This window comes from Paraburkholderia podalyriae (genome assembly GCF_014397785.1).
GTDB lineage: Bacteria > Pseudomonadota > Gammaproteobacteria > Burkholderiales > Burkholderiaceae > Paraburkholderia > Paraburkholderia podalyriae.
In genome coordinates this window covers 1-22,392 of record NZ_VZQQ01000039.1, presented here as the reverse complement: position 1 = coordinate 22,392, position 22,392 = coordinate 1, and the positions used below count along the sequence as shown (strand labels likewise).

The 22,392-nt window shown below is 64.0% G+C and carries 21 protein-coding genes and 1 pseudogene; 13 read left to right on the top strand and 9 right to left on the bottom strand.

Features of this window, described 5'->3' with window-relative positions:
- Positions 1 to 88 precede the first annotated feature (88 nt).
- The 3 genes from dxs to F6X42_RS30410 form a co-directional block, all read right to left on the bottom strand.
- Positions 89 to 1,996 carry a 1-deoxy-D-xylulose-5-phosphate synthase gene (gene dxs, locus F6X42_RS30420; RefSeq protein ID WP_187637739.1) on the bottom strand — a complete coding sequence of 636 codons (1,908 nt, stop codon included), beginning with the start codon at positions 1,994 to 1,996 and terminating at the stop codon, positions 89 to 91.
- 87 nt (positions 1,997 to 2,083) lie between these two features.
- A complete protein-coding gene (locus F6X42_RS30415) occupies positions 2,084 to 2,965 on the bottom strand; it encodes a polyprenyl synthetase family protein (protein ID WP_187637738.1) in 882 nt (293 codons plus the stop codon).
- The gene (locus tag F6X42_RS30410; RefSeq protein WP_187637737.1) at positions 2,962 to 3,270 is read right to left on the bottom strand and encodes an exodeoxyribonuclease VII small subunit; all 309 of its coding nucleotides are present in this window, start codon (positions 3,268 to 3,270) and stop codon (positions 2,962 to 2,964) included. Before F6X42_RS30410 ends, F6X42_RS30415 begins: the two co-directional genes overlap by 4 nt.
- A gap of 320 nt (positions 3,271 to 3,590) precedes the next feature.
- On the opposite strand from F6X42_RS30410, the gene F6X42_RS30405 reads away from it, so the two are divergent.
- Together F6X42_RS30405 and F6X42_RS30400 are read left to right on the top strand one after the other, a co-directional pair.
- On the top strand, positions 3,591 to 4,697 hold the full coding sequence (locus F6X42_RS30405) for an aromatic ring-hydroxylating oxygenase subunit alpha (protein ID WP_187637736.1): 1,107 nt from the start codon (positions 3,591 to 3,593) through the stop codon (positions 4,695 to 4,697).
- 149 nt (positions 4,698 to 4,846) lie between these two features.
- Entirely contained in the window at positions 4,847 to 5,716 is an 870-nt protein-coding gene (locus tag F6X42_RS30400; RefSeq protein WP_187637735.1) for a sulfurtransferase, read from the top strand.
- A gap of 120 nt (positions 5,717 to 5,836) precedes the next feature.
- Here F6X42_RS30400 and F6X42_RS30395 read toward each other — a convergent pair whose 3' ends face one another.
- From F6X42_RS30395 to polA, 3 genes are all read right to left on the bottom strand, one after another.
- Positions 5,837 to 6,709, bottom strand: coding sequence for a dienelactone hydrolase family protein (locus F6X42_RS30395; protein ID WP_187637734.1), 873 nt, complete (start codon positions 6,707 to 6,709; stop codon positions 5,837 to 5,839).
- A gap of 90 nt (positions 6,710 to 6,799) precedes the next feature.
- A complete protein-coding gene (locus F6X42_RS30390; RefSeq protein WP_187637733.1) occupies positions 6,800 to 8,155 on the bottom strand; it encodes an NAD(P)/FAD-dependent oxidoreductase in 1,356 nt (451 codons plus the stop codon).
- 168 nt (positions 8,156 to 8,323) lie between these two features.
- Positions 8,324 to 11,065, bottom strand: a complete 2,742-nt coding sequence (gene polA / locus F6X42_RS30385) for a DNA polymerase I (protein ID WP_187637732.1) — start codon at positions 11,063 to 11,065, stop codon at positions 8,324 to 8,326.
- A 1-nt stretch (position 11,066) separates the two neighbouring features.
- On the opposite strand from polA, the gene F6X42_RS30380 reads away from it, so the two are divergent.
- From F6X42_RS30380 to F6X42_RS30370, 3 genes are all read left to right on the top strand, one after another.
- The gene (locus F6X42_RS30380) at positions 11,067 to 11,810 is read left to right on the top strand and encodes an LOG family protein (RefSeq protein ID WP_187637731.1); all 744 of its coding nucleotides are present in this window, start codon (positions 11,067 to 11,069) and stop codon (positions 11,808 to 11,810) included.
- A gap of 200 nt (positions 11,811 to 12,010) precedes the next feature.
- Positions 12,011 to 12,574 carry a chromate transporter gene (locus F6X42_RS30375; protein WP_187637730.1) on the top strand — a complete coding sequence of 188 codons (564 nt, stop codon included), beginning with the start codon at positions 12,011 to 12,013 and terminating at the stop codon, positions 12,572 to 12,574.
- Positions 12,571 to 13,101 (top strand): chromate transporter, encoded by a 531-nt coding sequence (locus F6X42_RS30370; RefSeq protein ID WP_187637729.1) that lies wholly within the window; start codon positions 12,571 to 12,573, stop codon positions 13,099 to 13,101. Before F6X42_RS30375 ends, F6X42_RS30370 begins: the two co-directional genes overlap by 4 nt.
- Positions 13,102 to 13,245: 144 nt before the next feature.
- Here F6X42_RS30370 and F6X42_RS30365 read toward each other — a convergent pair whose 3' ends face one another.
- Positions 13,246 to 14,772 carry an AMP nucleosidase gene (locus tag F6X42_RS30365; protein WP_376776462.1) on the bottom strand — a complete coding sequence of 509 codons (1,527 nt, stop codon included), beginning with the start codon at positions 14,770 to 14,772 and terminating at the stop codon, positions 13,246 to 13,248.
- Between the two features lie 191 nt (positions 14,773 to 14,963).
- Here F6X42_RS30365 and F6X42_RS30360 point away from each other — a divergent pair, with 191 nt between their 5' ends.
- The 7 genes and pseudogenes from F6X42_RS30360 to F6X42_RS30330 all read left to right on the top strand — a co-directional run bounded on the left by F6X42_RS30360 (position 14,964) and on the right by F6X42_RS30330 (position 19,589).
- Entirely contained in the window at positions 14,964 to 15,359 is a 396-nt protein-coding gene (locus F6X42_RS30360) for a hypothetical protein (protein ID WP_187637728.1), read from the top strand.
- 217 nt (positions 15,360 to 15,576) lie between these two features.
- Positions 15,577 to 16,572: a homoserine kinase gene (locus F6X42_RS30355; protein ID WP_187637727.1), complete on the top strand. Its 996-nt coding sequence runs from the start codon at positions 15,577 to 15,579 to the stop codon at positions 16,570 to 16,572.
- Positions 16,563 to 17,369, top strand: coding sequence for a BPSS1780 family membrane protein (locus tag F6X42_RS30350; protein ID WP_187637726.1), 807 nt, complete (start codon positions 16,563 to 16,565; stop codon positions 17,367 to 17,369). Before F6X42_RS30355 ends, F6X42_RS30350 begins: the two co-directional genes overlap by 10 nt.
- A gap of 173 nt (positions 17,370 to 17,542) precedes the next feature.
- Positions 17,543 to 17,995, top strand: a complete 453-nt coding sequence (locus F6X42_RS30345) for a MarR family winged helix-turn-helix transcriptional regulator (protein ID WP_187637725.1) — start codon at positions 17,543 to 17,545, stop codon at positions 17,993 to 17,995.
- 172 nt (positions 17,996 to 18,167) lie between these two features.
- Positions 18,168 to 18,587, top strand: a complete 420-nt coding sequence (locus F6X42_RS30340; RefSeq protein WP_187637724.1) for an organic hydroperoxide resistance protein — start codon at positions 18,168 to 18,170, stop codon at positions 18,585 to 18,587.
- Between the two features lie 137 nt (positions 18,588 to 18,724).
- Positions 18,725 to 19,095, top strand: a pseudogene (locus F6X42_RS30335) (FAD-binding domain-containing protein); the annotation flags it as partial.
- Between the two features lie 140 nt (positions 19,096 to 19,235).
- Positions 19,236 to 19,589, top strand: coding sequence for a TspO/MBR family protein (locus tag F6X42_RS30330; protein ID WP_246530294.1), 354 nt, complete (start codon positions 19,236 to 19,238; stop codon positions 19,587 to 19,589).
- A gap of 53 nt (positions 19,590 to 19,642) precedes the next feature.
- Here the strand turns inward: F6X42_RS30330 and F6X42_RS30325 are convergent, their stop codons facing one another.
- Together F6X42_RS30325 and F6X42_RS30320 are read right to left on the bottom strand one after the other, a co-directional pair.
- Complete coding sequence (locus tag F6X42_RS30325; protein WP_187637723.1) at positions 19,643 to 19,825, bottom strand: DUF3563 family protein; 183 nt, start codon at positions 19,823 to 19,825, stop codon at positions 19,643 to 19,645.
- A gap of 109 nt (positions 19,826 to 19,934) precedes the next feature.
- Entirely contained in the window at positions 19,935 to 21,113 is a 1,179-nt protein-coding gene (locus F6X42_RS30320; RefSeq protein WP_187637722.1) for an extracellular catalytic domain type 1 short-chain-length polyhydroxyalkanoate depolymerase, read from the bottom strand.
- A 345-nt stretch (positions 21,114 to 21,458) separates the two neighbouring features.
- On the opposite strand from F6X42_RS30320, the gene F6X42_RS30315 reads away from it, so the two are divergent.
- Positions 21,459 to 22,160 (top strand): phosphatase PAP2 family protein, encoded by a 702-nt coding sequence (locus F6X42_RS30315; protein WP_187637721.1) that lies wholly within the window; start codon positions 21,459 to 21,461, stop codon positions 22,158 to 22,160.
- The last annotated feature ends 232 nt before the right edge of the window (positions 22,161 to 22,392 follow it).

Genomic DNA, 22,392 nt, shown 5'->3' with positions numbered 1-22,392 from the left:
CGTCGGTTCAAACTTGGGATTGCCGAAGCCGCCGTCGCATGACGGCGGCATGCGTCGCACCTACCGCGGCACGACAGCCGGCAGCGCTTTACGCGACGCGCTTCACCGACGACTGACCGCCGAGCGCGCCGCTCGCGAGGAAGCGTTCGCGGATCGACCTGGCGATACCCGCAGCGTCGAGACCGCACGCGGCGAGCAGCTTGGCCGGGTCCCCATGATCGATGAACCGGTCGGGGAGGCCCAATTGTAGTATGGGGCGCATAACCCCACTCGCGAGCAGGGCTTCGACGCAGGCCGAACCCGCGCCGCCCATGATGCAGCCTTCCTCGATGGTGACGATCGCGTCGTGCGACTCGGCCAGCTTGCGCACGAGCTCGGTGTCGAGCGGCTTCACGAAGCGCATGTTCGCGACGGTGGCGTCGAGTTGTTCGGCCGCCGCGAGCGACGGCGCGACCATCGTGCCGAACGCGAGAATCGCGATGCGCTTGCCGGCCGGCGCCGACGTCTCCCGACGCATTTCGCCCTTGCCGAACGGCAACGCGCTCATCTGCTTGACCGTGGCGACACCCGTGCCCGCGCCGCGCGGATAGCGCACCGCGGTCGGATGCGACTGCTGCAACGCGGTGTACAGCATCTGCCGGCACTCATTTTCGTCCGACGGCGCCATCACGGTCATGTTCGGAATACAACGCATGAACGCGAGGTCGTATGCACCCGCGTGCGTCGCGCCGTCCGCGCCGACGAGACCCGCGCGATCGATTGCGAACACCACTGGCAGGTTTTGCAGCGCGATGTCGTGAATCAGCTGGTCATACGCGCGTTGCAGGAAGGTCGAATAGATCGCGACGACCGGCTTCATGCCGTCCGCGGCGAGGCCGCCCGCGAATGTCACCGCGTGCTGCTCGGCGATGCCGACGTCGAAGTAACGATCCGGGAAGCGCTTTTCGAACTCGACCATGCCCGAGCCTTCACGCATTGCCGGCGTAACGCCGATCACGCGCGAGTCGAGTTCGGCCGCATCGCACAGCCATTCGCCGAACACCTGCGTATAGGTCTTCTTCGACGGCGTCGCGGCCGGCTTGATGCCCTCGGCAGGGTTGAACTTGCCCGGGCCGTGGTACAGCACCGGATCGGCCTCGGCCAGCTTGTAGCCTTGGCCTTTCTTCGTGACGACGTGCAGGAACTGCGGCCCGCGCAGCTCCTTGATGTTTTGCAGCGTCGGGATCAGCGAATCGAGATCGTGACCGTCGATCGGCCCGATGTAGTTGAAGCCGAACTCCTCGAACAGCGTGGCCGGCACGATCATGCCCTTCGCGTGCTCCTCGAGCTTGCGCGCCAGATCGAGCACCGGCGGCGCGACGCGCAGCACGCGTTCGACGCCCGCGCGCGCGGCCGCATAGAAGCGCCCCGACATCAGACGCGCGAGATGGCGATTGAGCGCGCCGACGGGCGGCGAGATCGACATGTCGTTGTCGTTAAGGATCACGAGCAGCGGCACGTCGTCTTCGACGCCCGCGTTGTTCATTGCCTCGAAGGCCATACCGGCCGTCATCGCGCCGTCGCCGATCACGGCGATGCCCATACGGTTGTCGCCCTGCAGCTTGCTCGCGATCGCCATGCCGAGCGCAGCCGAAATCGACGTGCTCGAGTGCGCGGTGCCGAAGGTGTCGTATTCCGATTCATCGCGTTTCGGGAAGCCCGAGATGCCGCCCAACTGACGCAGCGTGTGCATCTGGTCGCGACGACCGGTCAGGATCTTGTGCGGATAGGTCTGATGGCCGACGTCCCAGACGATCCGGTCGTGCGGCGTATCGAACACATAATGCAGCGCGATGGTCAACTCGACCGTGCCGAGGTTGGACGAGAGATGGCCGCCCGTCTGCGATACGCTGTCGAGCACAAAGGCGCGCAACTCGTCGGCAAGCGGCTGCAATTGGCGGCGATCGAGGCGGCGCAAGGCTGCCGGGTCGTCGATGGTTTTCAGCAAGTCGTACATCGTCGTTCCATTGTAGGAAAACTTACGCGCCCGCACTTCATACATGCACCCCGGGGATGGAGAGTGCGCGGTGGCGGGCTCTCGCGTTCAGCTGGCCCGGTTCACGACCAGGTCGGCCAGTTCGGCAAGACGCTGCGCACGAGCGCCGAACGGTGCAAGCGCGGCGTACGCGTCGCTGCGCAGTTGCTCCGCCAGCGCGCGCGACGCGTCGAGCCCGATAATCGACACGTAGGTCGGCTTGCCATCCTTCGCGTCCTTGCCGGCGGTCTTGCCGAGCGTTGCGGAGTCGGTCGTGACGTCGAGAATGTCGTCGACGACCTGAAACGCGAGGCCGACCGCGGCAGCGTAGGCGTCGAGCGAAGCCAGCGCCCGCGCGTCCGGGGTCTCGCCGGCCAGTGCGCCCATCCGCACGGCCGCGCGCAGCAGCGCGCCGGTCTTCAAGCGATGCATGGTCTCGAGCTGTGCGCGAGTCAGCGTCTGGCCGACGCTCGCCAGATCGATGGCCTGACCGCCGCACATCCCGATCGAGCCACTTGCTAGCGCAAGCTCGCGCACGAGCGAGGCCTGCTGCGGCTGGCCGAGCACGTCGGACGTGAGCACGACGAATGCCTGCGACTGCAGCGCGTCGCCGACCAGCAGCGCGGTCGCCTCGTCATACTTGACGTGGACCGTCGGCTTGCCGCGGCGCAGCTCGTCGTCGTCCATGCACGGCATGTCGTCATGCACGAGCGAGTAGACGTGGATCATTTCCAGCGCCGCCGCCGCCGCATCGAGGCATTCGGCGCGCGCGCCGGTCAGCTCGCCGGCCGCGTGGCACAGGAGCGGCCGCACCCGCTTGCCGCCACCGAGCACCGCATAGCGCATCGCCTCGTGCAGCCTGGCGGGTGCGGTCGTCTCGGCCGGCAGATAGTGTTCCAGAGCCGTTTCGACGCGTTCGAGCACCGAGCGCGTCCATTGTTCGAATGTCATAGGTCGTCCCCGCTCTCAGTCGCGGCTGTGCCTGCGGTATTCATGGGCAGCGGCTTGAGTGTCTCGCCATCGAGGACCCGCACCTGCTGCTCGACCTTTTCGAGCTGCTGTTGACAGAATGCGACAAGAGCCGCCCCGCGACGGTACGCGGCCAGCGATTGTTCGAGGCTCAGGCTGCCGCCTTCCATGCAAGCGACGAGCTCTTCCAGCTCTGCTTGCGCGGCCTCGTAGTTCTCCGGCAGCGGCGCGCTATTGCCGCTTTCGGCTGACGCGGCGGCGGAATCGTTCGATGCGGTCTTCGCCATGAATGGTCGCAAAATTAAAACAAGTCGGACATTCTACGGCAAAAGCGACATTTTCGATCCGCTCGCCAGCCTGCGCCCCGCCGTGCCGCCTCGCTTCGAGCCTGTTTGATGCCCACCTTTGCCCCGCTTCGACCCTGAAGTCTCGCAGAAAAAAAGCGCGAGGTCTGCGGCGAAAATGCCGAACTTTCTTGACATTTTTAACCCAAATCAGGGACTTAAGTGCCCCTGTCAGGGGGAAACGGGTATAATCGCGGGCTCCCTAAATCGAATCTTCGATGGTTGGGTTGTTCACTGCTTTCACGTCTTCATCGGGAGTGGGAATGTCCAATCTGAGCAATGCATTGCAGTTGCGGTCTGTCCACAGCCAGCTGCCAGTCACGGCTTACTTTGACGAAGCGCTTCTTACGCGCGAAATCGACACCCTTTTCAAGAAAGGTCCACGCTACATCGGCCACGAACTCATGGTGCCCGAAGCGGGGGATTATTTTGCCTTGCCCAGCGAACGCGAGGGGCGGGTGCTCGTCCGTAACCAGCAGTCGCAAGTCGAGTTGCTGTCGAACGTGTGCCGCCACCGGCAAGCCATCATGCTCAACGGCCGCGGCCAGACGCAGAACATCGTCTGTCCGCTGCATCGCTGGACGTACGACCTGAAAGGCGAGCTGCTCGGCGCGCCCCATTTCGCCGACAACCCGTGCCTGAATCTCGGCGCCACGCCGCTGCGGAACTGGCAGGGGCTGCTGTTCGAGGCGCAGGGTCGCGACGTCGCGAAAGATCTCGCACGCCTCGGCACCAAGCGCCGCTTCGACTTCTCGGGCTTCATGTTCGATCACGTCGAAGTCCATGAGTGCAACTACAACTGGAAGACCTTCATCGAGGTCTATCTGGAGGACTATCACGTCGCACCGTTCCATCCCGGCCTCGGCAGCTTCGTCAATTGCGACGATCTGACGTGGGAGTTCGGCGACTGGTACAGCGTGCAGACCGTCGGTGTGCACAAGGCGCTCGAGCAACCGGGCAGCCCGACGTATCGCAAGTGGCACGACGAAGTGCTGCGCTTTCGCGACGGCAATCCGCCCGAGTTCGGCGCGATCTGGATGGTGTACTACCCGGGCATCATGGTCGAGTGGTATCCACACGTGCTGGTCGTGTCATGGCTGATTCCGCGCGGTCCGCAGAAGACCACCAACGTGGTGGAATTCTATTACCCCGAGGAAATCGCGTTGTTCGAGCGCGACTTTGTCGAAGCCGAGCGCGCCGCGTATATGGAGACGGCCCGCGAAGACGACGAGATCGCCGAGCGCATGGACGCCGGCCGCCTCGCGCTGATGGAACGCGGCGAATCGCAGGTCGGTCCGTATCAGAGCCCGATGGAAGACGGCATGCAGCACTTCCACGAGTTTCTGCGGCGCGAACTCGGCACGATCTGATCCGCGCCGCGTGGCGCTTCGATCGACTCAAGGAAAGACGGGCTTCGTCCCGTCTTTTTTTGTTTAGACTACCGACATAGACCGGCCATGCGCCAGCCGCGTGAATGGCGCGGCCCGCAGCCGCTATCGCCCGTATCGAGGAGACATCCATGCCCCACACTCATTACACCACCCTGATCTCCGCGACCAATCTTGCCGAGCGGCTCACGGCCGCGCCGGGCAGCGTCTTCGTGATCGACTGCCGATTCGACCTCGCCGATACCGAGGCGGGCGAGAAAGCCTGGCTGGCCGGCCATCTGCCGGGCGCGCACTATCTGCATCTCGATCGCGATCTGTCCGGGCCGAAGAACGGTTCGAACGGCCGGCATCCGCTACCCGATCGCGCGCGGCTCGTCGATACGCTGGAATCACGTGGGCTGAAGCAAGGTCAACAGGTCGTCGCATATGACGCGCAAGGCGGCATGTACGCGGCGCGCGTCTGGTGGCTGTTGCGCTGGCTCGGACACGACGCGGTCGCGCTGCTCGACGGCGGGCTGCAGGCATGGGAAGCGGCCGGCCAACCGCTGACGCAGGAAGTGCCCGCGCAGAACACCGGCGACTTCAAGGCGGCCGCGCCGCTCGCCGTGACCATCGATACCGCGGCCGTCGAGCGCAACCTCGGCTCGAAGGAGCGGATCGTCGTCGATGCGCGCGCGGCCGATCGCTATCGCGGCGAAAACGAGACGCTCGATCGCGTCGGCGGGCATATCCCGGGCGCGCTGAACCGCTTCTTCAAGGACAACCTGACCGCCGACGGCCGCTTCAAGCCGGCGCACACCCTGCGCGAGGAATTCCACGCGCTGCTCGGCGACACGCCGCCGGAACACGTGGTGCTGCAATGCGGCTCGGGCGTGACCGCATGCGTGAATTCGCTCGCGATGGAGGTTGCCGGCCTGCATGGTTCGGCGCTGTACGCGGGCTCATGGAGCGAATGGAGTTCGGATCCGAGACGGCCCGTGGCAACGGGCGCGAAACCTTGAGCACAAGTCGCGGCAAGTCGTAACCAGGCAGAAAGGCCGTTGCCGCTGCCAGGCGGCAACAGTCTTTATTCATCGGATGTATCGCTAGTCCAACGAGACGCGAGGCTTTCGAGCAGCCCTTCAAGCCACGCCGTGCTGCTTGAACCACACCAGCGTGCGACGCCAGCCATCCTCGGCATCGGCCTTCCTGTAGCTCGGGCGGTAATCGGCGAAAAATGCGTGCCCTGCGTCGTCATAAACGACGAACTGCGAGCCGCGGCCCGCTTGCGGCCCTTGCGCGATCGCCTGCTTCATCTGCGCGAGCGTGTCCTGCGGAATGCTTTGATCCTGACGCCCGTACAGGCCGAGCACCGGCGCATGAAGGTCAGCGACGAGATCGATCGGATTGGCCGGCGTCATCGGATTCTTCGCGCCGGTCACGCCACCATCCCAGGCGACCCCCGCCTTCACGCGCGGATTGTGTTCGGCATAGAGCCACGAGATGCGCCCACCCCAGCAGAAGCCGTTCACGCCGAGCCGGTTCAGGTCACCGCCGTTTTCGCCGGCCCATGCAGCGGCCGCGTCGAGGTCGGCCAGCACCTGCTCGTCGGGTACCTTGCTGAGCAGTTGATCGCTCAGTTGCTGGATACTCGTGTAGACGGTCGGATCGCCCTCGCGCTCGAACAGGTTCGGCGCGATCGCCAGATAGCCCAGCTTCGCGAAGCGCCGGCAGACGTCCGCGATATGCTCGTGCACGCCGAAAGCCTCATGCACGACGAGGATCACCGGCAAATGCGTCTTGCCCTTCGGCTGCGCGCGATAGGCCGGTATCAGCGTACCGCCCGAATGGAACGCAACTTCCCCGGCTTCGAGGCCGTCGCTGTCGGTATGGATGGTTTGCGCCGACACTGGCAGCACCGCCGCCGCGAAACCGGTGCCGAGCGCGGCCTTCATGAAGGTGCGCCGATCGAACGGAACGTGCGGCACCAGACAGTCGACTTCAGGCTTCAGCATGTGGCGCTCCTCGAAGAATTGTTTGAGGCAACAGGATACGCCTGGCGCGCATCCCGTTGCAGAATCAACTGAGGAGAACGTCCGCGTGCGTCAGTGCAGCTTGACGCGCGGCAGCGTGGTACGGCGCAACCAGTGCGCGAAGGTGTCGAGGACCATGCGTGGATAGCCATGCAGCGCTGCGATATGCAGCCGGTACAGCGACATGTACATGAAGCGCGCGAACAGCCCTTCGATCAGCATATTGCCGCCGATCACCCCGCCCATCAAATTGCCGACCGCGCTGAAGTGCCCGAGCGAAACCAACGAACCGAAGTCGCGATAGGTGAATTCCGGCAGCGGCCTGTTGTCGAGGCGCGCCGCCAGTGCCTTCAGCAGAAAGGTCGCCTGCTGATGCGCGGCCTGCGCGCGCGGCGGCACGTTGCGCTCATTGCCCGGCCACTCGCAGGCCGCGCAGTCACCGAGCGCGAAGATGTTGTCGTCGATCTCGGTTTGGAGCGTGCGGCGCACGACCAGCTGGCCGAGCCGGTTGACCGGCAGCCCGTCGAGCTGACCGAGTACCGCCGGCGCCTTGATGCCCGCCGCCCACACCGTCAGATCGGCGCGCACCGTGTGACCGCTGGCGGTGCGGATGTAGCCCGGCGCGACCTCGGCCACGGTCTCGCCGATCATCAGCTTCACGCCAAGCTTGGTCAGCAATTCGGCGGTGGCCGTAGAAACTCGCTCCTGCAACGCGGGCAGAATGCGCGGCCCCGCCTCGATCAGCACGATGCCGACGTCATGCCGCGGATCGAGCTTGTGCAAGCCGTACGCGGACAACACCTGCGCCGTATTGCGCAACTCCGCCGACAACTCGACCCCCGTCGCGCCGCCGCCGACAATCGCCACCTGAATGCGCGGCTCGCTGGACGTCGACGTGCCGGGTCCCGGTCTCGACTCGACGGGCTCGTGCACCTGATGTTCGGCGCGTATGCAAGCCGCGATCAGGCGCTTGCGGAAGCGCTCGGCCTGACTCACCGTATCGAGTGCGATGGAGAATTCGGCCGCGCCCTTGACGCCGAAGAAGGCCGTCGTACTGCCAATCGCGATGACCAGCGTGTCGTATTCGAGCTCGCGTTCGGGCAGCAGTTCGGCGCCGTCGTCGTCGAGCACGGTGCCGAGCGTGATGCGCCGGTTCGCGCGGTCGAGCCCGGTCAGCTCGCCTTGCTGGAACTCGAAGCCATGCCAGCGCGCCTGCGCCGCGTACTCGAGCTCCTGCGTGAACGGGTCCATGCTGCCCGCCGCCACCTCGTGCAGCAGCGGTTTCCAGATATGGGTCGGATAGCGGTCGACCAGCGTGACCTGGGCCTGCGGGCGGCTCCCTTTCTTGCGGGAACCATAGCGATCGCCAAGGCGAGTCGCCAGTTCCAGTCCTCCCGCACCTCCGCCAACGACGATAAATCGATGCATTGCACTTCTCCGTGTAGCCGATGAATTATCTGTCGCGACGCCGCGCATGAATGCGCCGTCCTGAACCGATTGTCCTCGACCCGCACGAGAAGTCACAAGTCGCCAAAACGCATGTGTGACATGCGCACGACGTTATCGTGCGCTGATCGTGCTCATGTCACAGGCAAGTCAATGCGCCTCCTCCCAGTTCAGGCCCGCGCCAACTTCTGCGACGAGCGGCACCTTCAGCGCGGCGACGCCGCACATCAGCTCGGGCAGGCGCTTGCGGACTTCGGACAACTCAGCGTCAGGTACTTCGAGAATCAGTTCGTCGTGCACCTGCATGATCATGCGCGTGCCGATCTTCGAGTCTTCGATCCAGTTCTGCACGGCAATCATCGACATCTTGATCAGGTCGGCCGCGGTGCCCTGCATCGGCGCATTGATCGCGGCACGCTCGGCGGCCTGGCGGCGCGGACCGTTGCCGCCGTTGATCTCGGGCAGCCACAGACGGCGGCCGAACACCGTTTCGACGTAGCCCTTCGCCTTCGCGCTCGAACGCGTCTCGTCCATATAGCGCGCGACACCAGGATAGCGCGCGAAGTAGCGGTCGATATACATCTTCGCCGCATCGCGCGTGATGCCGAGGTTCGACGCGAGGCCGAACGCGCTCATGCCGTAGATGAGACCAAAGTTGATGACCTTCGCGACGCGCCGCTGATCGCTCGACACTTCGAGCGGCGTCACGCTGAAGATTTCCGACGCGGTCGCGCGGTGAATGTCCTCGCCGTGCGAGAACGCGCGCATCAGCGCTTCGTCGCCGGAGATGTGCGCCATGATGCGCAATTCGATCTGCGAATAGTCGGCGGATACGAGCTTGCGCCCCGGCGGCGCGATGAACGCCTCGCGAATGCGGCGGCCCTCGCCGGTACGCACCGGAATGTTCTGCAGGTTCGGATCGTTCGACGCGAGCCGCCCGGTCACAGCGACGGCCTGCGCGTAGTTCGTATGCACGCGGCCCGTTTGCGGATTGACCATGCGCGGCAGCTTGTCGGTATAGGTGGACTTCAGCTTCGACAGGCCGCGATGTTCGAGCAGGATCTTAGGCAACGGATAGTCTTCCGCGAGCTTCTGCAACACCTCTTCGTCGGTGGACGGCGCGCCGCTCGGCGTCTTCTTGATGACCGGCAGTTCGAGCTTCTCGAAGAAAATCTGACCGATCTGCTTCGGCGAGCCGAGGTTGAATTCGCCGCCGGCCAGCTCGTACGCCTTGGCTTCGAGCTCGATCAGACGCGTGGCGATCTCACTGCTCTGCTGACGCAATTTCTCCGCGTCGATCAGCACCCCGGTGCGCTCCATCTTGCGCAGCACACGCGAGGTCGGCACTTCGATCTCGCGATATACGTGGTCGAGTGTCTTCTCCGCGGCGATCTGCGGATGCAATGCCTGATGCAAACGGAGCGTGATGTCGGCGTCTTCGGCCGCGTATTCGGCGGCTTTGTCGAGCGCGACCTCGTCGAAGCCGATCTGCTGCGCGCCCTTGCCCGCGACCTCTTCGTACTTGATCGTGTTCACGCCGAGATGGCGCAGCGCGAGGCTGTCCATGTCGTGCGTGCGATGCGATTCGAGTACGTATGATTGCAGCAGCGTGTCATGCTCAACGCCGCGCATTTCGATGCCGTAATTCGCGAGCACCTGTTCGTCATACTTCAGATGCTGGCCGACCTTCTTGTGGTCCGCGCTTTCGAGCCACGGCTTGAGCTTCGCGAGCACTTCGTCGCGCGGCAACTGCACCGGCGCGTCGGGGCCGCGATGCGCAAGGGGCACATACGCGGCGCGGCCCGCTTCGACCGACAGCGACAAGCCGACGATCTGCGCGATCATCGGATCGAGCGACGTGGTCTCGGTGTCGAACGAAGTCAGCTCGGCCGCGTTGATCTTATCGAGCCACGTGTCGAGCTGCTCCCGGGTTTGCACGGTCTCGTAGTGGCGTTCGTGATCGACGGACAACGCGGGCGGCACGTCGGTTTCCGGGCCTTCGACCGCATCGGCGATTTCGACTTCGCGCAACCACGTCTTGAAGCCGTGACGCGTGAAGACCTCGCGCAACTCTCCGCGCGACTCGGGAAGACTCGGCAAACTTTCCTCGATCGACACGATGTGCCCGGTCAGATCGCAATGACGCTCGACTGTGACGAGCTTGCGCGCCATCGGCAAAAAGTCCAGCGCGCGGCGCAGATTCTCGCCGACCGCGCCCTTGATCTCGCTCGCATGCTCGACGATGCCGTCCAGCGACTCGTACTGCGTCAACCATTTGACCGCGGTTTTCGGGCCACATTTCTCGACGCCGGGCACGTTGTCGACCGTATCGCCGATCAGCGACAGATAATCGATAATGCGCTCCGGCGGCACACCGAACTTCGCGACCACGGCGTCGCGGTCGAGCGTTTCGTTGGTCATAGTATTGACGAGCGTCACGCGGTTCGACACGAGCTGCGCGAGGTCCTTGTCACCGGTCGACACGACCACGTTCATGCCGAGCTTTTCCGCCTCGGTGCACAGCGTGCCGATCACGTCATCCGCTTCGACGCGCTCAATCATCAGCAGCGGCCAGCCGAGGGCACGCACCGCGACGTGAATCGGCTCGATCTGCCGGGCAAGATCTTCCGGCATCGACGGACGGTTCGCCTTGTAATCCGGATACCAGTCGTCGCGAAACGTTTTGCCCTTGGCGTCGAACACGCACGCGCTATACTCTGCTGTGACTTCCTTGCGCATGCGCCGCAGCATGTTGATCATCCCATAGAGCGCACCTGTGGGGCCACCCTCGGGACCGCGCAGATCAGGCATCGCATGGTAGGCCCGGTATAGATAACTCGAACCGTCGACCAACAGCAGGGTCTTACCTTCAAGGCTTCGTTCTTCAGGCATTATGACTAAGAGAAAAGTGATTCCGAGTCTGCGATCGCTCGCAGATCAAGAGCGCGCAACGGCCAAAAAAGCCCGCGCATCGTGGCAGATGTTCACGATTATGGCAGAGTTTATCGAGGCGACCGAGTACCTGTCGGAGATTCGCCCGGCGGTCAGCATCTATGGTTCGGCGCGCCTGAAACCGAACTCGCCGTACTACAAACTCGCCACGCAGATCGCGCGCAAATTGTCGGATGCGGGCTTCGCGGTGATCTCCGGCGGCGGCCCCGGCATCATGGAAGCGGCCAACAAGGGCGCGCATGCGGGCAAGGCGCCTTCGGTCGGTCTGAACATCGAGTTGCCGCACGAGCAGTCGGGCAACCAGTGGCAGGACATCTCGCTGCGCTTCCGCCATTTCTTCACGCGCAAGGTCACGTTCGTGAAGAATTCGGACGCAGTCATCGTGATGCCCGGCGGCTTCGGCACGCTCGACGAACTGGCCGAAGTGCTCACGCTGATTCAGACCAAGAAGTCCCGCCACGTGCCGATCATTCTGGTCGGCGCCGAGTTCTGGGAGGGTCTGCTCGCATGGTTCAAGAGTTCGCTGATCCCGATGGGTTTGATCAATCCGACCGACATCGATCTGATGCAGGTGATCGACAATCCGGACCAGGTGCTCGATGCGGTGCTCAAGTTCTACGAAGACCGCGAGGAAGGCGAAGTTCATCCGGTCAAGTCGGAAGAAGACCGGATGTTCTACCTGTGATGGCATGACGCTGCGCGCCTCGCATTACGCGTAGCACGATGCTCCTCGTCGCGCACATGGCGGGCAGCCTTCGGGCTGCCCGCTTTCGTTTTGCAGGCCAGTTTGCGGCGCGCTTACTGTCGACCACATTGGCGAATCATTCGTCTTGCACGCGTGCCGTCCGGCGCTAACCTGCTCAGCCTGTACTCGAATCTTGCAATATGGACAACGAACTCACCTCGCCCGAAGCCGCGCTCGCGCCGACATTGTGTGAGATCTTCGGCGGCTTTCTCCGCCTCGGCCTCATTTCATTCGGCGGCGCGTTGCCGCTCGCGCGCCGCGCGCTCGTCGAACAACGCCGTTGGCTCACCAGTGACGAATTCACCGACCTGCTCGGCCTATGTCAATTCCTGCCAGGCGGCAACGTGATCAATTTGTCCGTCGCGATCGGCATGCGCTTTCGCGGCGTGGCCGGCGCGCTGGCCGGTTTGCTCGGCTTGATCGCCGGGCCTTCGCTGGTGGTGATCGGGCTCGGCGTGTTGTACGAGCACACGCAGAACGATCCGCACGTGCGTCATCTGTTCGCGGGGCTCGCCGCGGCGGCCTCGGGCCTGCTGATTTCGATGGCGTTCAAGATGGTGCTGCCGTTGCGCAACAAGCCGCTTGCCGCGCTGATCGCCGGGCTCGGCTTCGTCGCGATTGCCGTGCTGCGATTGCCGCTGCTGCCGACGATGCTGGTGCTCACGCCGCTCAGCATCTATGTTGCAGCAAGGAGCGCGCGATGAATGACACGCTCGTTTCTCTCGCGGCGATTTTCAGCCAGCTGTCGCTGCTCGCGTTCGGCGGCGGCAATACGATCCTTCCGGAGATGCAGCGGCAGGTGGTCGACGTGCATCACTGGATGCCGGCCAGCGAGTTCAGCGCGCTGTTCGCGCTCGCTCAAGCCGCGCCCGGCTCGAATCTGATGATCGTCACGCTGATCGGCTGGCATGTTGCCGGTTGGCCCGGCATGCTCGTCACCTCTTTTGCGAAGTTCGGGCCGTCGTCGCTCGTGACGATTCTCGCGATGCATGCATGGGACCGCTTCAAGGACCGACCGTGGCGCCGCTATGCGCAGCTTGGACTCGTGCCGGTGACGGCCGGTCTCGTCGCGGCGAGCGCGGCGCTGATCGCGCGCGCGTCGAGCCCGACCGCGATAGCGTGGGCGATTACCGCGTTCACGGCCGTGATGGCGACGAAGACGCGGATTCATCCGCTATGGCTACTGGCCGCGGGAAGCCTGATCGGGTTGACCGGGTTCGGGCAGGGTTGAACCGGCAAGCGTTCCCGCAACAACCAACGAAGCCGATTGATAAGGACGGCTATGCTCCGTTCGATCAGCGAGAACGCCTCACCCGTTATTGCCATTTCTTTCCCGCTGAAACAGAAAGTTCCGGTAGGCCAAACTCGGCCTGAGTTACTGAAAGGCCACTTCCGCGAAACTCCGCAGCTTGCGGCTATGCAACCGATGCAGCCCGTTCATCCGCAACAGTTCCATCGCCTTCACGCCGATCTGCAGATGCTGATCGACCTGCGCGCGATAGAACTGATCGGCCATGCCCGGCAGCTTCAGCTCGCCGTGCAGCGGCTTGTCCGACACGCACAGCAACGTGCCGTAAGGCACGCGGAAGCGGAAGCCGTTCGCGGCGATCGTCGCGCTTTCCATATCGAGCGCGATCGCGCGGCTCTGCGACAGCCGCTGCACCGGCTCGCGATGATCGCGCAGCTCCCAGTTGCGATTGTCGACGCTCGCCACCGTGCCGGTGCGCATCACGCGCTTCAGCTCGACGCCATCGAGCTGCGTGACCTGCGCGACCGCGCGCTCGAGCGCGACCTGCACTTCGGCGAGCGCCGGTATCGGTACCCACAGCGGCAGATCGGCATCGAGCACATGATCTTCGCGCACATAGCCGTGCGCGAGCACGTAGTCGCCAAGACGCTGCGTGTTGCGCAGCCCCGCGCAGTGGCCGAGCATGATCCATGCATGCGGACGCAGCACCGCGATGTGATCGGTGATCGTCTTCGCATTCGACGGACCGACCCCAATGTTGATCATCGTGATGCCGCTGCCGTCCGCGCGTTTCAGGTGATACGCGGGCATCTGCGGCAGACGTGGCGGCGGCGTACCCTCCCGCGCCTGCTCGCCGAGATTCTCGTTATACGTGACGACGTCGCCGGGCTCGACGAACGACGTGTATTCGCTGCGATAGGCGCGCAACTCGTCGTCGCCGGTACGGGCCATCATGTCGCGGCCGAGCTTCACGAATTCGTCGATATAGAACTGGTAGTTCGTGTACAGCACGTAGTTCTGGACATGCGTCGGCGCCGTCGCCGTGTAGTGCTTCAGCCGATGCAGCGAAAAATCGACGCGCGCCGCCGTAAACAATGCGAGCGGATGCGGCTCGCCCGGCAGCGGCTCGTACGTGCCGTTGACGATGCGGTCGTCGAGCAGCGCGAGATCGGGGGTATCGAAGATGTCGCGCATCAGGAACAGGCGCTCGCGGTCCAGATCGCCTTCGAGGTGGATGCCCTCGGCGAACGCGAAATGAATCGGAATCGGGTGGTCCGACACGCCGACCTCGATCTGCACGTGATGGTTCTTCGCCAGCAGCCGCAGCTGCTCGCGATAGTAGTTGCCGAACAGGTCGGGTCGCGTGACGGTCGTCTCGAACACGCCCGGCCCCGCGACGAACCCGTAGGAGCGACGCGAATCGACGTGCGTGTTGACCTCGGTACGCACGCGCACGAACGGATAGCAGGCGCGCACGCGATGGTCGAACTGCTCGTTGCGGCGATAGCGCGCGAACGCATCGCGCAGAAACGACGTGTTCGCCTCGTAGATCGCGGCGAGGCGGGTGACGGCTTCGGCCGCGTCGTCGAAGCCTTCGGTCGGGAAGCTGTTGGCGGGAGTCTGCACCGTGCGCTGATTGATATCGTTGTTGATCATCATCGTTCACCCTTTTCGATGAGACGACATTACCATGGAACCCGCTGTTGCCAAATGTCGACGGCGACGCTAGCAACAGCGCTCGCGAGAACCCGCGCCTGTTGCGCGAAAGCGGCGCAAAATAAAGACTTTGCGGCCGTACGTCAGGCCGGATTTGCTAGAATCGGGCATCCAATCGGAGAATCACCATGAAGCCGCACCTTCCCATCGCTGTTGCGCTGGCTCTCGCCTTCAGCAGCGCCGCGATGGCTGCCCAGCCCGTCGACGAACCGCCGCCCGCCGACGCGCCTCAGTCCGCCAATGAACGGGCCGGTCTACCGGACCTGGGCAAGATCAATCGTCCGGGCGCAGAGGCCAGTTCGAAGGTCGACATCAACGTCCCGCGCACGCCGAGCTTTCACGAAGTCAGCCCGAACGGCACTGAAATCACTGAATACCGCGACAAGGGCAAGCCGGTCGAAATCAACGTGCAATCGAATTTCGGCACCCGCTACCAGATGAGCGCGTCGCCCGACACGTCGCCCTCCGTCCACGACAGCGGCAAGCCCAGTACGCGCTTGCCGTCGGTGAATCTCCACTATTGATCGTTGCGAAAGCGGCGCGCCGGCAACGGCGGCCGCGGCGCTGCCGTGCCCCGATTACACCCTATCGCGGCCGTTTCGCGATGAACCCGCGCTGAATGCGGCGACGCTTACTACCTCGCCGTTCCGCACTCGCCGCCCGATCCCGCCACATTCATTTGTCTCACCTCGCACTGGCCGCACCGCGCCAGCCCGAACAACCCTGATCCGACGTTTTCGCATGGCCGTCTTTACCGTTGTCAACGAATCCCAACTCGCAGAATGGATGAGCCACTACGATCTCGGCGATGTCGTCGAGTTTCGTGGCATTTCGTCCGGCATTGAAAACAGCAACTTCTTTCTGACGACGACGCGCGGCGAATACGTGCTGACGATTTTCGAAAAGCTGACAGCTGAACAACTGCCGTTCTATCTGGACCTGATGCGGCACCTCGCCGCCCATCGCGTGCCGGTACCGGATCCGATGCCGCGCCTCGACGGCGCGCTGTTCGGCGTGCTGCTCGGCAAACCCGCCACCATCGTGACGAAGCTCGAAGGCGCGCCCGAGCTCGCGCCAGGCGTCGAGCATTGCGTCGAGGTCGGCCAGATGCTCGCGCGCATGCACCTCGCTGGCCGCGACTATCCGCGCTATCAGCCGAACCTGCGCAGCCTGCCGTGGTGGCGCGAAACCGTGCCGACGATCCTGCCGTACCTCGAAGGCGAGCAGCGCGATCTGCTGGCGTCCGAGCTTGCGCATCAGGAAGCGTTTTTCGCCTCGGCCGATTACGCGGCAATGCCCGCGGGCCCGTGCCACGCCGACCTGTTCCGCGACAACGCGATGTTCGCGCACGCGGCGCCCGACACCGGGCACGAAGTGCGGCTGGGTGGTTTCTTCGACTTCTATTTCGCCGGCTGCGACAAGTGGCTGTTCGACGTCGCGGTGACGGTCAACGACTGGTGCGTCGATCTCGCGACCGGCAAGCTCGACACCGCACGCACCGAGGCGCTGTTGCGCGCGTACCAGACGGTGCGGCCGTTCACCGTCGAGGAAAACCATCACTGGGGCGACATGCTGCGTGCAGGCGCGTACCGTTTCTGGGTCTCGCGCCTGTATGATTTTCATTTGCCGCGCGCGGCCGAACTGCTCAAGCCGCACGACCCCGGCCATTTCGAACGCATTCTGCGCGAGCGCCTGCAGGGCGTCGCGAATCCAGGCATCCATACCTCATGCAACTGATCGAAGTTCCCGCGAAAACCGGCTACGTATGGTTCCGCCAGGGCATCTGGCTGTTCCGCAAGAATCCGCTCGCCTTCCTGACGCTGTTCTTCACCTATTTGCTGGTGATGACGCTGGTGTCGCAGATTCCGGTGGTCGGCGGAGTATTGCCGCTGCTGTTCATTCCAGGCGTCGCGGTCGGCTTCATGGCCGCGTGCCGCAACACGATCGCCGGCAAACCGGTGTTTCCGACCATTCTCGTGGACGGCTTCCATTCGTATGGCCCGGTGGTCGCGCGGCGGCTGCTCGTGCTCGGCGTGCTGTATGTGATCGCGATGGCGCTCGTGCTGGCCGGCTCGGCGCTCGCCGACGGCGGCATGCTGCTGAAAGTGATGCTCGGCAGTGCGTCGGTGGATGAGAACGCGATCGCCAACAGCAATATCCCGCTCGCGGTGATCACCGCGCTCGCGTTCTATGTGCCGGTCGCGATGTTGTTCTGGTTCTCGCCGATCCTCGCCGCCTGGCACGACGTGCCGCCCGTCAAGGCGATGTTCTTCAGTGTCGTCAGTTGCTGGCGCAATCGCGGCGCTTTCATCGTGTTCGCGGCGCTGTGGTTCGCGGTCGCGACGATCGTGTCGCTCGGGCTGTCCACGTTGATGCAGGCGCTCGGCGCGGCGGACTTCGCGTTCGCGATCCTGATGCCCGCGACGATGATCGTCACGACGATGCTGTACTGCTCGTTCTACGCGACCTATCGCGGCTGCTTCGGCGTGCAGACGCCGCAAACGCCGGATCTGCCGACCACGCCGGCGGCCTGATCCGCCGTTCCCGCGCGGGTGCTGTTCTGGCGCCCGCGCGCCGCGTCTCCCACGCGCATCTTCCCGACGTTTGTGTCGAAACACCTGGTCCCGACGCTCGGCATCCTGAATCGATTTGCGGCACAATGTTTTGCGTGCAATCCATTTGCACGCTCTTCTAGCCGAGACGGTTCATGACCCAGCGCCCCGCCCTTCCTTTCACGCTCGACGAGCAAGTCTGCTTCGCGCTCTACTCGACCTCGCTCGCGATGACGAAAGCGTACAAGCCGCTGCTCGAAAACCTCGGACTCACGTATCCGCAGTACCTGGCGATGCTCGTGCTGTGGGAAACCGACGACGTCACCGTCAAGGACATGGCCGGGCGCCTGAATCTCGATCCGGCGACGGTCACGCCGCTGCTCAAGCGCCTCGAAACGCAGGGACTCGTCGAGCGCGTCCGCGGCACCGACGATGAGCGCCTCGTGTATATCCGTCTCACGGGCGCGGGCAAGGCGCTCAAGCGTCAGGCACGCGACGTGCCCGGCGAAATCCTCTGCGCGACGCAGCAGACGCCGGACTTCCTGCTGCGTCTGCGCGACGACCTCACACGCCTGCGCACGACGCTCAACGATTTCATGGACCAGTAGTGCGAAAACTGAAAAAGACTGGTTCTCGCGTCATCGTGAAATTAATTTGTACACAAATTATTTGTGTACTATCTTAGGCGCATGCCGCTTCGCTAGCGCTTCGCCAGAGCCGCGAACCGGCAGCTAGTGGCAAATCTGCCCAACCCTTACATCCCAGACCAGGAGCCGCACCATGAACATCCTCTACAAGGCAAGCGCAACGAGCACGGGTGGCCGCGACGGCCGCGCCGTGTCGTCGGACAATGCGTTGGACGTGAAGCTGGCAGCGCCGCGTGAGCTCGGTGGCACTGGCGCGGCGGGCACCAATCCGGAACAACTGTTTGCGGCGGGCTACTCGGCCTGTTTCCTGAGCGCGATGAAGTTCGTCGCGGGCCAGCGCAAGCAGGCGCTGCCTGCGGACACGCAGGTTTCCGCCGACGTCGGCATCGGTCCGAACGACAACGGCGGTTTCGCGCTCGACATTGATCTGCGCATCTCGCTGCCGGGCCTGGCTCCAGACGCAGCGCAGGAACTGGTCGACGCAGCGCACCAGGTCTGCCCGTACTCGAACGCCACGCGTAACAACGTCGCGGTCCGTCTGCACGTCGCTTGAATTCCGCTCGGCCGTCGCGCTGATCGAAACACCCATCGCGAACCGCTCACGGCGTACCATCCGGCGCCGTCGCGACCAGCGCCCGCAGCCTGCACAATACCCGCCGCGATCTGCGCAACACGGATCATGCCGCGCCGAACAACCATCTGCGCATGGGCACGGCGAGCTTCCTCGCGAAGGATCTCGGCGTCGACTGACGGCTCGGCGAGCGCTATTTCGCCGATCCGCTGAACGACTTCGATTTCTCGGCGAACAACGGCGGCTGGCGGTTGGCTGCCTGGACCGGGCGCGTCGCGCAACCTTATTTCCGCATTTTCAATCCAGGCGCTTTATCAAACGATCTCTACCCCAACCCACCACGTAGCCGGCAAAATGGATTCACGCGCCGTGTCTGGCGGGCGCAGAACGGCTCGCGGAGTTCGGCATGGTGCCAGGCGCGAACGATCCCGAACCGAGCGTCGATCACGCACAGGCGCGCGAGCGCACATTGGCCAGATACGGAAAGTGAGTGCCCGCTCACATCATTGAATAAGAACGTTTGAAGGGGATGAAGATGCGCCGTCTGCCGTCGCTGCTCGTGTTTCTGATCCTGACGCTGGCGCCGGCTGGGCTGCGAGTCTGTCGCTGCCGGACGCGTGGTACACGGGCTTGCAAAAGCCGGCGTTCAATCCGCCGAACTGGGTTTTCCCGCCGGTTTGGACCGTGCTTTACGTGTTGATGGCGTTTTCCGCATGGCGCGTGTGGAAGCGCGACGGCCTGACCGCGGCGATCGTATTGTGGGTCGTGCAGTTGCTATTCAATGCCGCGTGGATGTGGCTGTTTTTCGGCCTGCATCGGCCGGAGGCGGGGCTCGTCGAGATCCTGATCCTGCTGGTGCTGATCGTGATGCTGACGTATGTGTTCTGGCGGCGCGATCGCCTCGCGGGCATTCTGCTCGTGCCGTATGTCGCGTATGCGGCGCTCGTCAATTACGCGTTGTGGCAGCTGAATCCGGCTGCTTGAGCGGAGCCCGCCAAGCGGGCGCGAAGGCTCCGTGATGAAAAGTCAAAGTCGGCTTAGCCGTAGTGCTGGCTCATCCACGACGGCTGACGCACATTCGCTTCGCCATCGAGCTTGCGCATGCGGAATTCGAGGTCGTAGAGATCGGTGGCTTCAGCGAGATAGGCGTCAGCACGCTCTTTCGCGAGTTGGTCCGGCGACTTGGTCAAAAAGAGGAACAGACGGCTAATCAGGTACATGGTCGACCTCGGCAAATGAGACTAGGCGTTAACGCCTAGGGGATAACCCGTATTATAGGGAAAACCCTAGACTCGCGCTACTGTTCATTTTCGCGGCGTTGCCTGGACGTCACCGTCCGGCCGACGACGTCGCCAATCCTTCCGCGATGCGACCTGCGTCCGTGCGACGCTGATGCCGGAAAAACTCCCACAGCATGGCGCTCGCGTCGGGACCCCTCGAGGAGTGGAATGGCAGCGCATCGTCGCCACCGGCCCATGCGTGACCGAGCCCCTGCACGCGACACACCCGCACCACGCGCCGCCCGCCGCGCAGATAGTCGCGCGTCACGACCCCGTTCTTGCGGTCTTCGCGCGTTTCGCCCGCTTTGCGCGCGCCATTTGCATCGATGAGGCGGTTCAGGCGCAGGAACTGCGTCGCCAACTGGTCGGCGTTGACAGGCGCGACCACATGGTCGGCGTCGCCGTGGAGAATCAGAGCCGGCATGCCCGGATAGTGCGCGACGTTCGTCATTTCATCGACGAGCTCGACCGGCTCGCGACGCGCGCCCCGCCGCATCACGTCCATCGCGGTAATGCCGGAGCGGGCCTCACCGAAAGCGGGGCCGGAATGCAGCGCGACAGCGGCGAAATGTTCCGGGTACTTGACGGCCAACAGCGCCGTCAGCCCCGCGCCCGCCGAAATCCCCGCTAGGTAGACGCGTTCGCGGTCAAAGCCGTGCTGTTCGAGCAGCGCATCCACCAGCGACACCACCGCGCACGCCTCCCCGCCGCCCGCGCTGCCGCTGGCGTCGTACCAATGCCAGCAGCGGTGTGAGTGCGCGTGCTTCGATTGCTCGGGATACACGATCGCGAACCCATAGCGGTCGGCCAGCAGGTTCATACGCGTGCCTTCGGCGAATTCGTCGATCGACTGGGTGCAGCCGTGCAGCATCACGACGAGCGGCAACGCCTCGCCCGCGTGCCCGGACGGGATATAGAGGCCGTACTGAAGATGATTGACGAGCCGGCCGGGCATCGCCGGCGCGGAATGGAACGAGCGCGTCCACGCGCCGCTCGCCCACGCAGTCGCGCGTGGGCGCACGCGCGACTCACGCGGCGCATCGCGTTTCGCGGGCTTGCGTAATGCGGCAGCCGGCTTCAGTGGATGAGTCTTGCTCGACGGTTTGGCGGTGGCCGCGCGAACCGGTCGCGCCTGCGCTCGCTTGGCGGTTTTTTGCGCATGTTCGCTTTGGATCGCGAGCAGGCGCTTCAAACCGCGCAGCCAGATTTTCGACAGGCTTTTTGCCATCGGCGATAACCTCGCAAAAGAGACAAATGCGGACCCAGAAAGCGGATCAGATGAAGTTGTGCAACGCACAATAACATCATTTTTCATGCATTGCTGAGCATAGGCGCCGCGCGCGATGCCGTTTCCGTTCGCGGCGAACCTTGCCGCGGCCCTGTCGTCAAACTGCGTCGATACGCGTTCGGCAGCCCACACTCGGCGTACAAATGCGCTGTGCGCCGCAAGACCGTCGCGCGACACCCGACTATACTGGCGGTTGATCTCCCGAGGGCCGCATCGGCGTTTCGCGCCCGCGGCGCGCGCACTCCCACCAACCCGATTTCGCGCGACCCGCGTCGCGCCCCTGCCATGCCCGATTTACCGATCCACCTGTGGTATTCGATCACCAGCCTCGGCGGCGCCGGCTTGACGCTGCCGCTCGCGTTCGCCATTGCGATGTGGCTGGCGGTCGGCTACTCGTGGCGGCTCTCGGCCTGCTGGCTCGCCCTGCTCGGCACGGCGATCGGCGTCGTGACCGTGACCAAGCTGGCCTTCCTCGGCTGGGGCGTCGGCGTGCGCGAACTCGATTTCACCGGCGTCAGCGGTCATTCCATGCTGTCCACGGCCGTCTATCCGGTCACACTATTCTTGATGTTATTGCCCACGCGCCGCGCGATCCGGCTGCTCGGCGTGCTGGCGGGGCTTGCCGCCGGCCTGACGGTGGGCTTGTCGCGCGTCGTGCTGAGCGCGCATTCGCCGTCCGAAGCAGTGACTGGCTGCCTCGTCGGCGCGCTCGCCGCGCTCATGTTCGTGCGCATCGCGTGGAATGCGGAGCCGGGCCGGCTGTCGGCGCTGCCGGTCGCCGTCAGCATGATGGTGCTGGCAATCCTGATGCACGGCGTGCATGTGCCCACGCAGCGCTGGGTCACGCATATCGCGCTGAAGGTGTCCGGCCACGAGCGGCCTTTCATTCGCGCGAAATGGAGATCCACACGCGACATTCGTCCCCCGGCCGCGCCGCTGTCGCAAACGCGCAATACGCTCGAGCCGGTGCGCACGTCGGACATCTAGGCACGCTGCGCCATTCTTTCCGGCGCGTTTTTCGGTTTCCTTGACGGTCTCACGGCGCTTCGCTCCCGCTTCACGCCACGCGTGAAGCGCCGCGCCGAGTGGACCCAGGGCTGTTAATTTCTCATGGTGCCGCAGGCGCAACGTCGGAGGTGTTCAAAATTCAACGCGTTGCGCCGCAACTCGATAGTCACGCTTCGATCAGATGTCGCGCGCAGGCAGTTTAGTGCCATGG

Coding starts and splice junctions, on each gene's coding strand:
- dxs (WP_187637739.1), bottom strand. CDS start 1,996: ATGTACGACTTGCTGAAAACCATCGACGACCCGGCAGCCTTGCGCCGC.
- F6X42_RS30415 (WP_187637738.1), bottom strand. CDS start 2,965: ATGACATTCGAACAATGGACGCGCTCGGTGCTCGAACGCGTCGAAACG.
- F6X42_RS30410 (WP_187637737.1), bottom strand. CDS start 3,270: ATGGCGAAGACCGCATCGAACGATTCCGCCGCCGCGTCAGCCGAAAGC.
- F6X42_RS30405 (WP_187637736.1), top strand. CDS start 3,591: ATGTCCAATCTGAGCAATGCATTGCAGTTGCGGTCTGTCCACAGCCAG.
- F6X42_RS30400 (WP_187637735.1), top strand. CDS start 4,847: ATGCCCCACACTCATTACACCACCCTGATCTCCGCGACCAATCTTGCC.
- F6X42_RS30395 (WP_187637734.1), bottom strand. CDS start 6,709: ATGCTGAAGCCTGAAGTCGACTGTCTGGTGCCGCACGTTCCGTTCGAT.
- F6X42_RS30390 (WP_187637733.1), bottom strand. CDS start 8,155: ATGCATCGATTTATCGTCGTTGGCGGAGGTGCGGGAGGACTGGAACTG.
- polA (WP_187637732.1), bottom strand. CDS start 11,065: ATGCCTGAAGAACGAAGCCTTGAAGGTAAGACCCTGCTGTTGGTCGAC.
- F6X42_RS30380 (WP_187637731.1), top strand. CDS start 11,067: ATGACTAAGAGAAAAGTGATTCCGAGTCTGCGATCGCTCGCAGATCAA.
- F6X42_RS30375 (WP_187637730.1), top strand. CDS start 12,011: ATGGACAACGAACTCACCTCGCCCGAAGCCGCGCTCGCGCCGACATTG.
- F6X42_RS30370 (WP_187637729.1), top strand. CDS start 12,571: ATGAATGACACGCTCGTTTCTCTCGCGGCGATTTTCAGCCAGCTGTCG.
- F6X42_RS30360 (WP_187637728.1), top strand. CDS start 14,964: ATGAAGCCGCACCTTCCCATCGCTGTTGCGCTGGCTCTCGCCTTCAGC.
- F6X42_RS30355 (WP_187637727.1), top strand. CDS start 15,577: ATGGCCGTCTTTACCGTTGTCAACGAATCCCAACTCGCAGAATGGATG.
- F6X42_RS30350 (WP_187637726.1), top strand. CDS start 16,563: ATGCAACTGATCGAAGTTCCCGCGAAAACCGGCTACGTATGGTTCCGC.
- F6X42_RS30345 (WP_187637725.1), top strand. CDS start 17,543: ATGACCCAGCGCCCCGCCCTTCCTTTCACGCTCGACGAGCAAGTCTGC.
- F6X42_RS30340 (WP_187637724.1), top strand. CDS start 18,168: ATGAACATCCTCTACAAGGCAAGCGCAACGAGCACGGGTGGCCGCGAC.
- F6X42_RS30325 (WP_187637723.1), bottom strand. CDS start 19,825: ATGTACCTGATTAGCCGTCTGTTCCTCTTTTTGACCAAGTCGCCGGAC.
- F6X42_RS30320 (WP_187637722.1), bottom strand. CDS start 21,113: ATGGCAAAAAGCCTGTCGAAAATCTGGCTGCGCGGTTTGAAGCGCCTG.
- F6X42_RS30315 (WP_187637721.1), top strand. CDS start 21,459: ATGCCCGATTTACCGATCCACCTGTGGTATTCGATCACCAGCCTCGGC.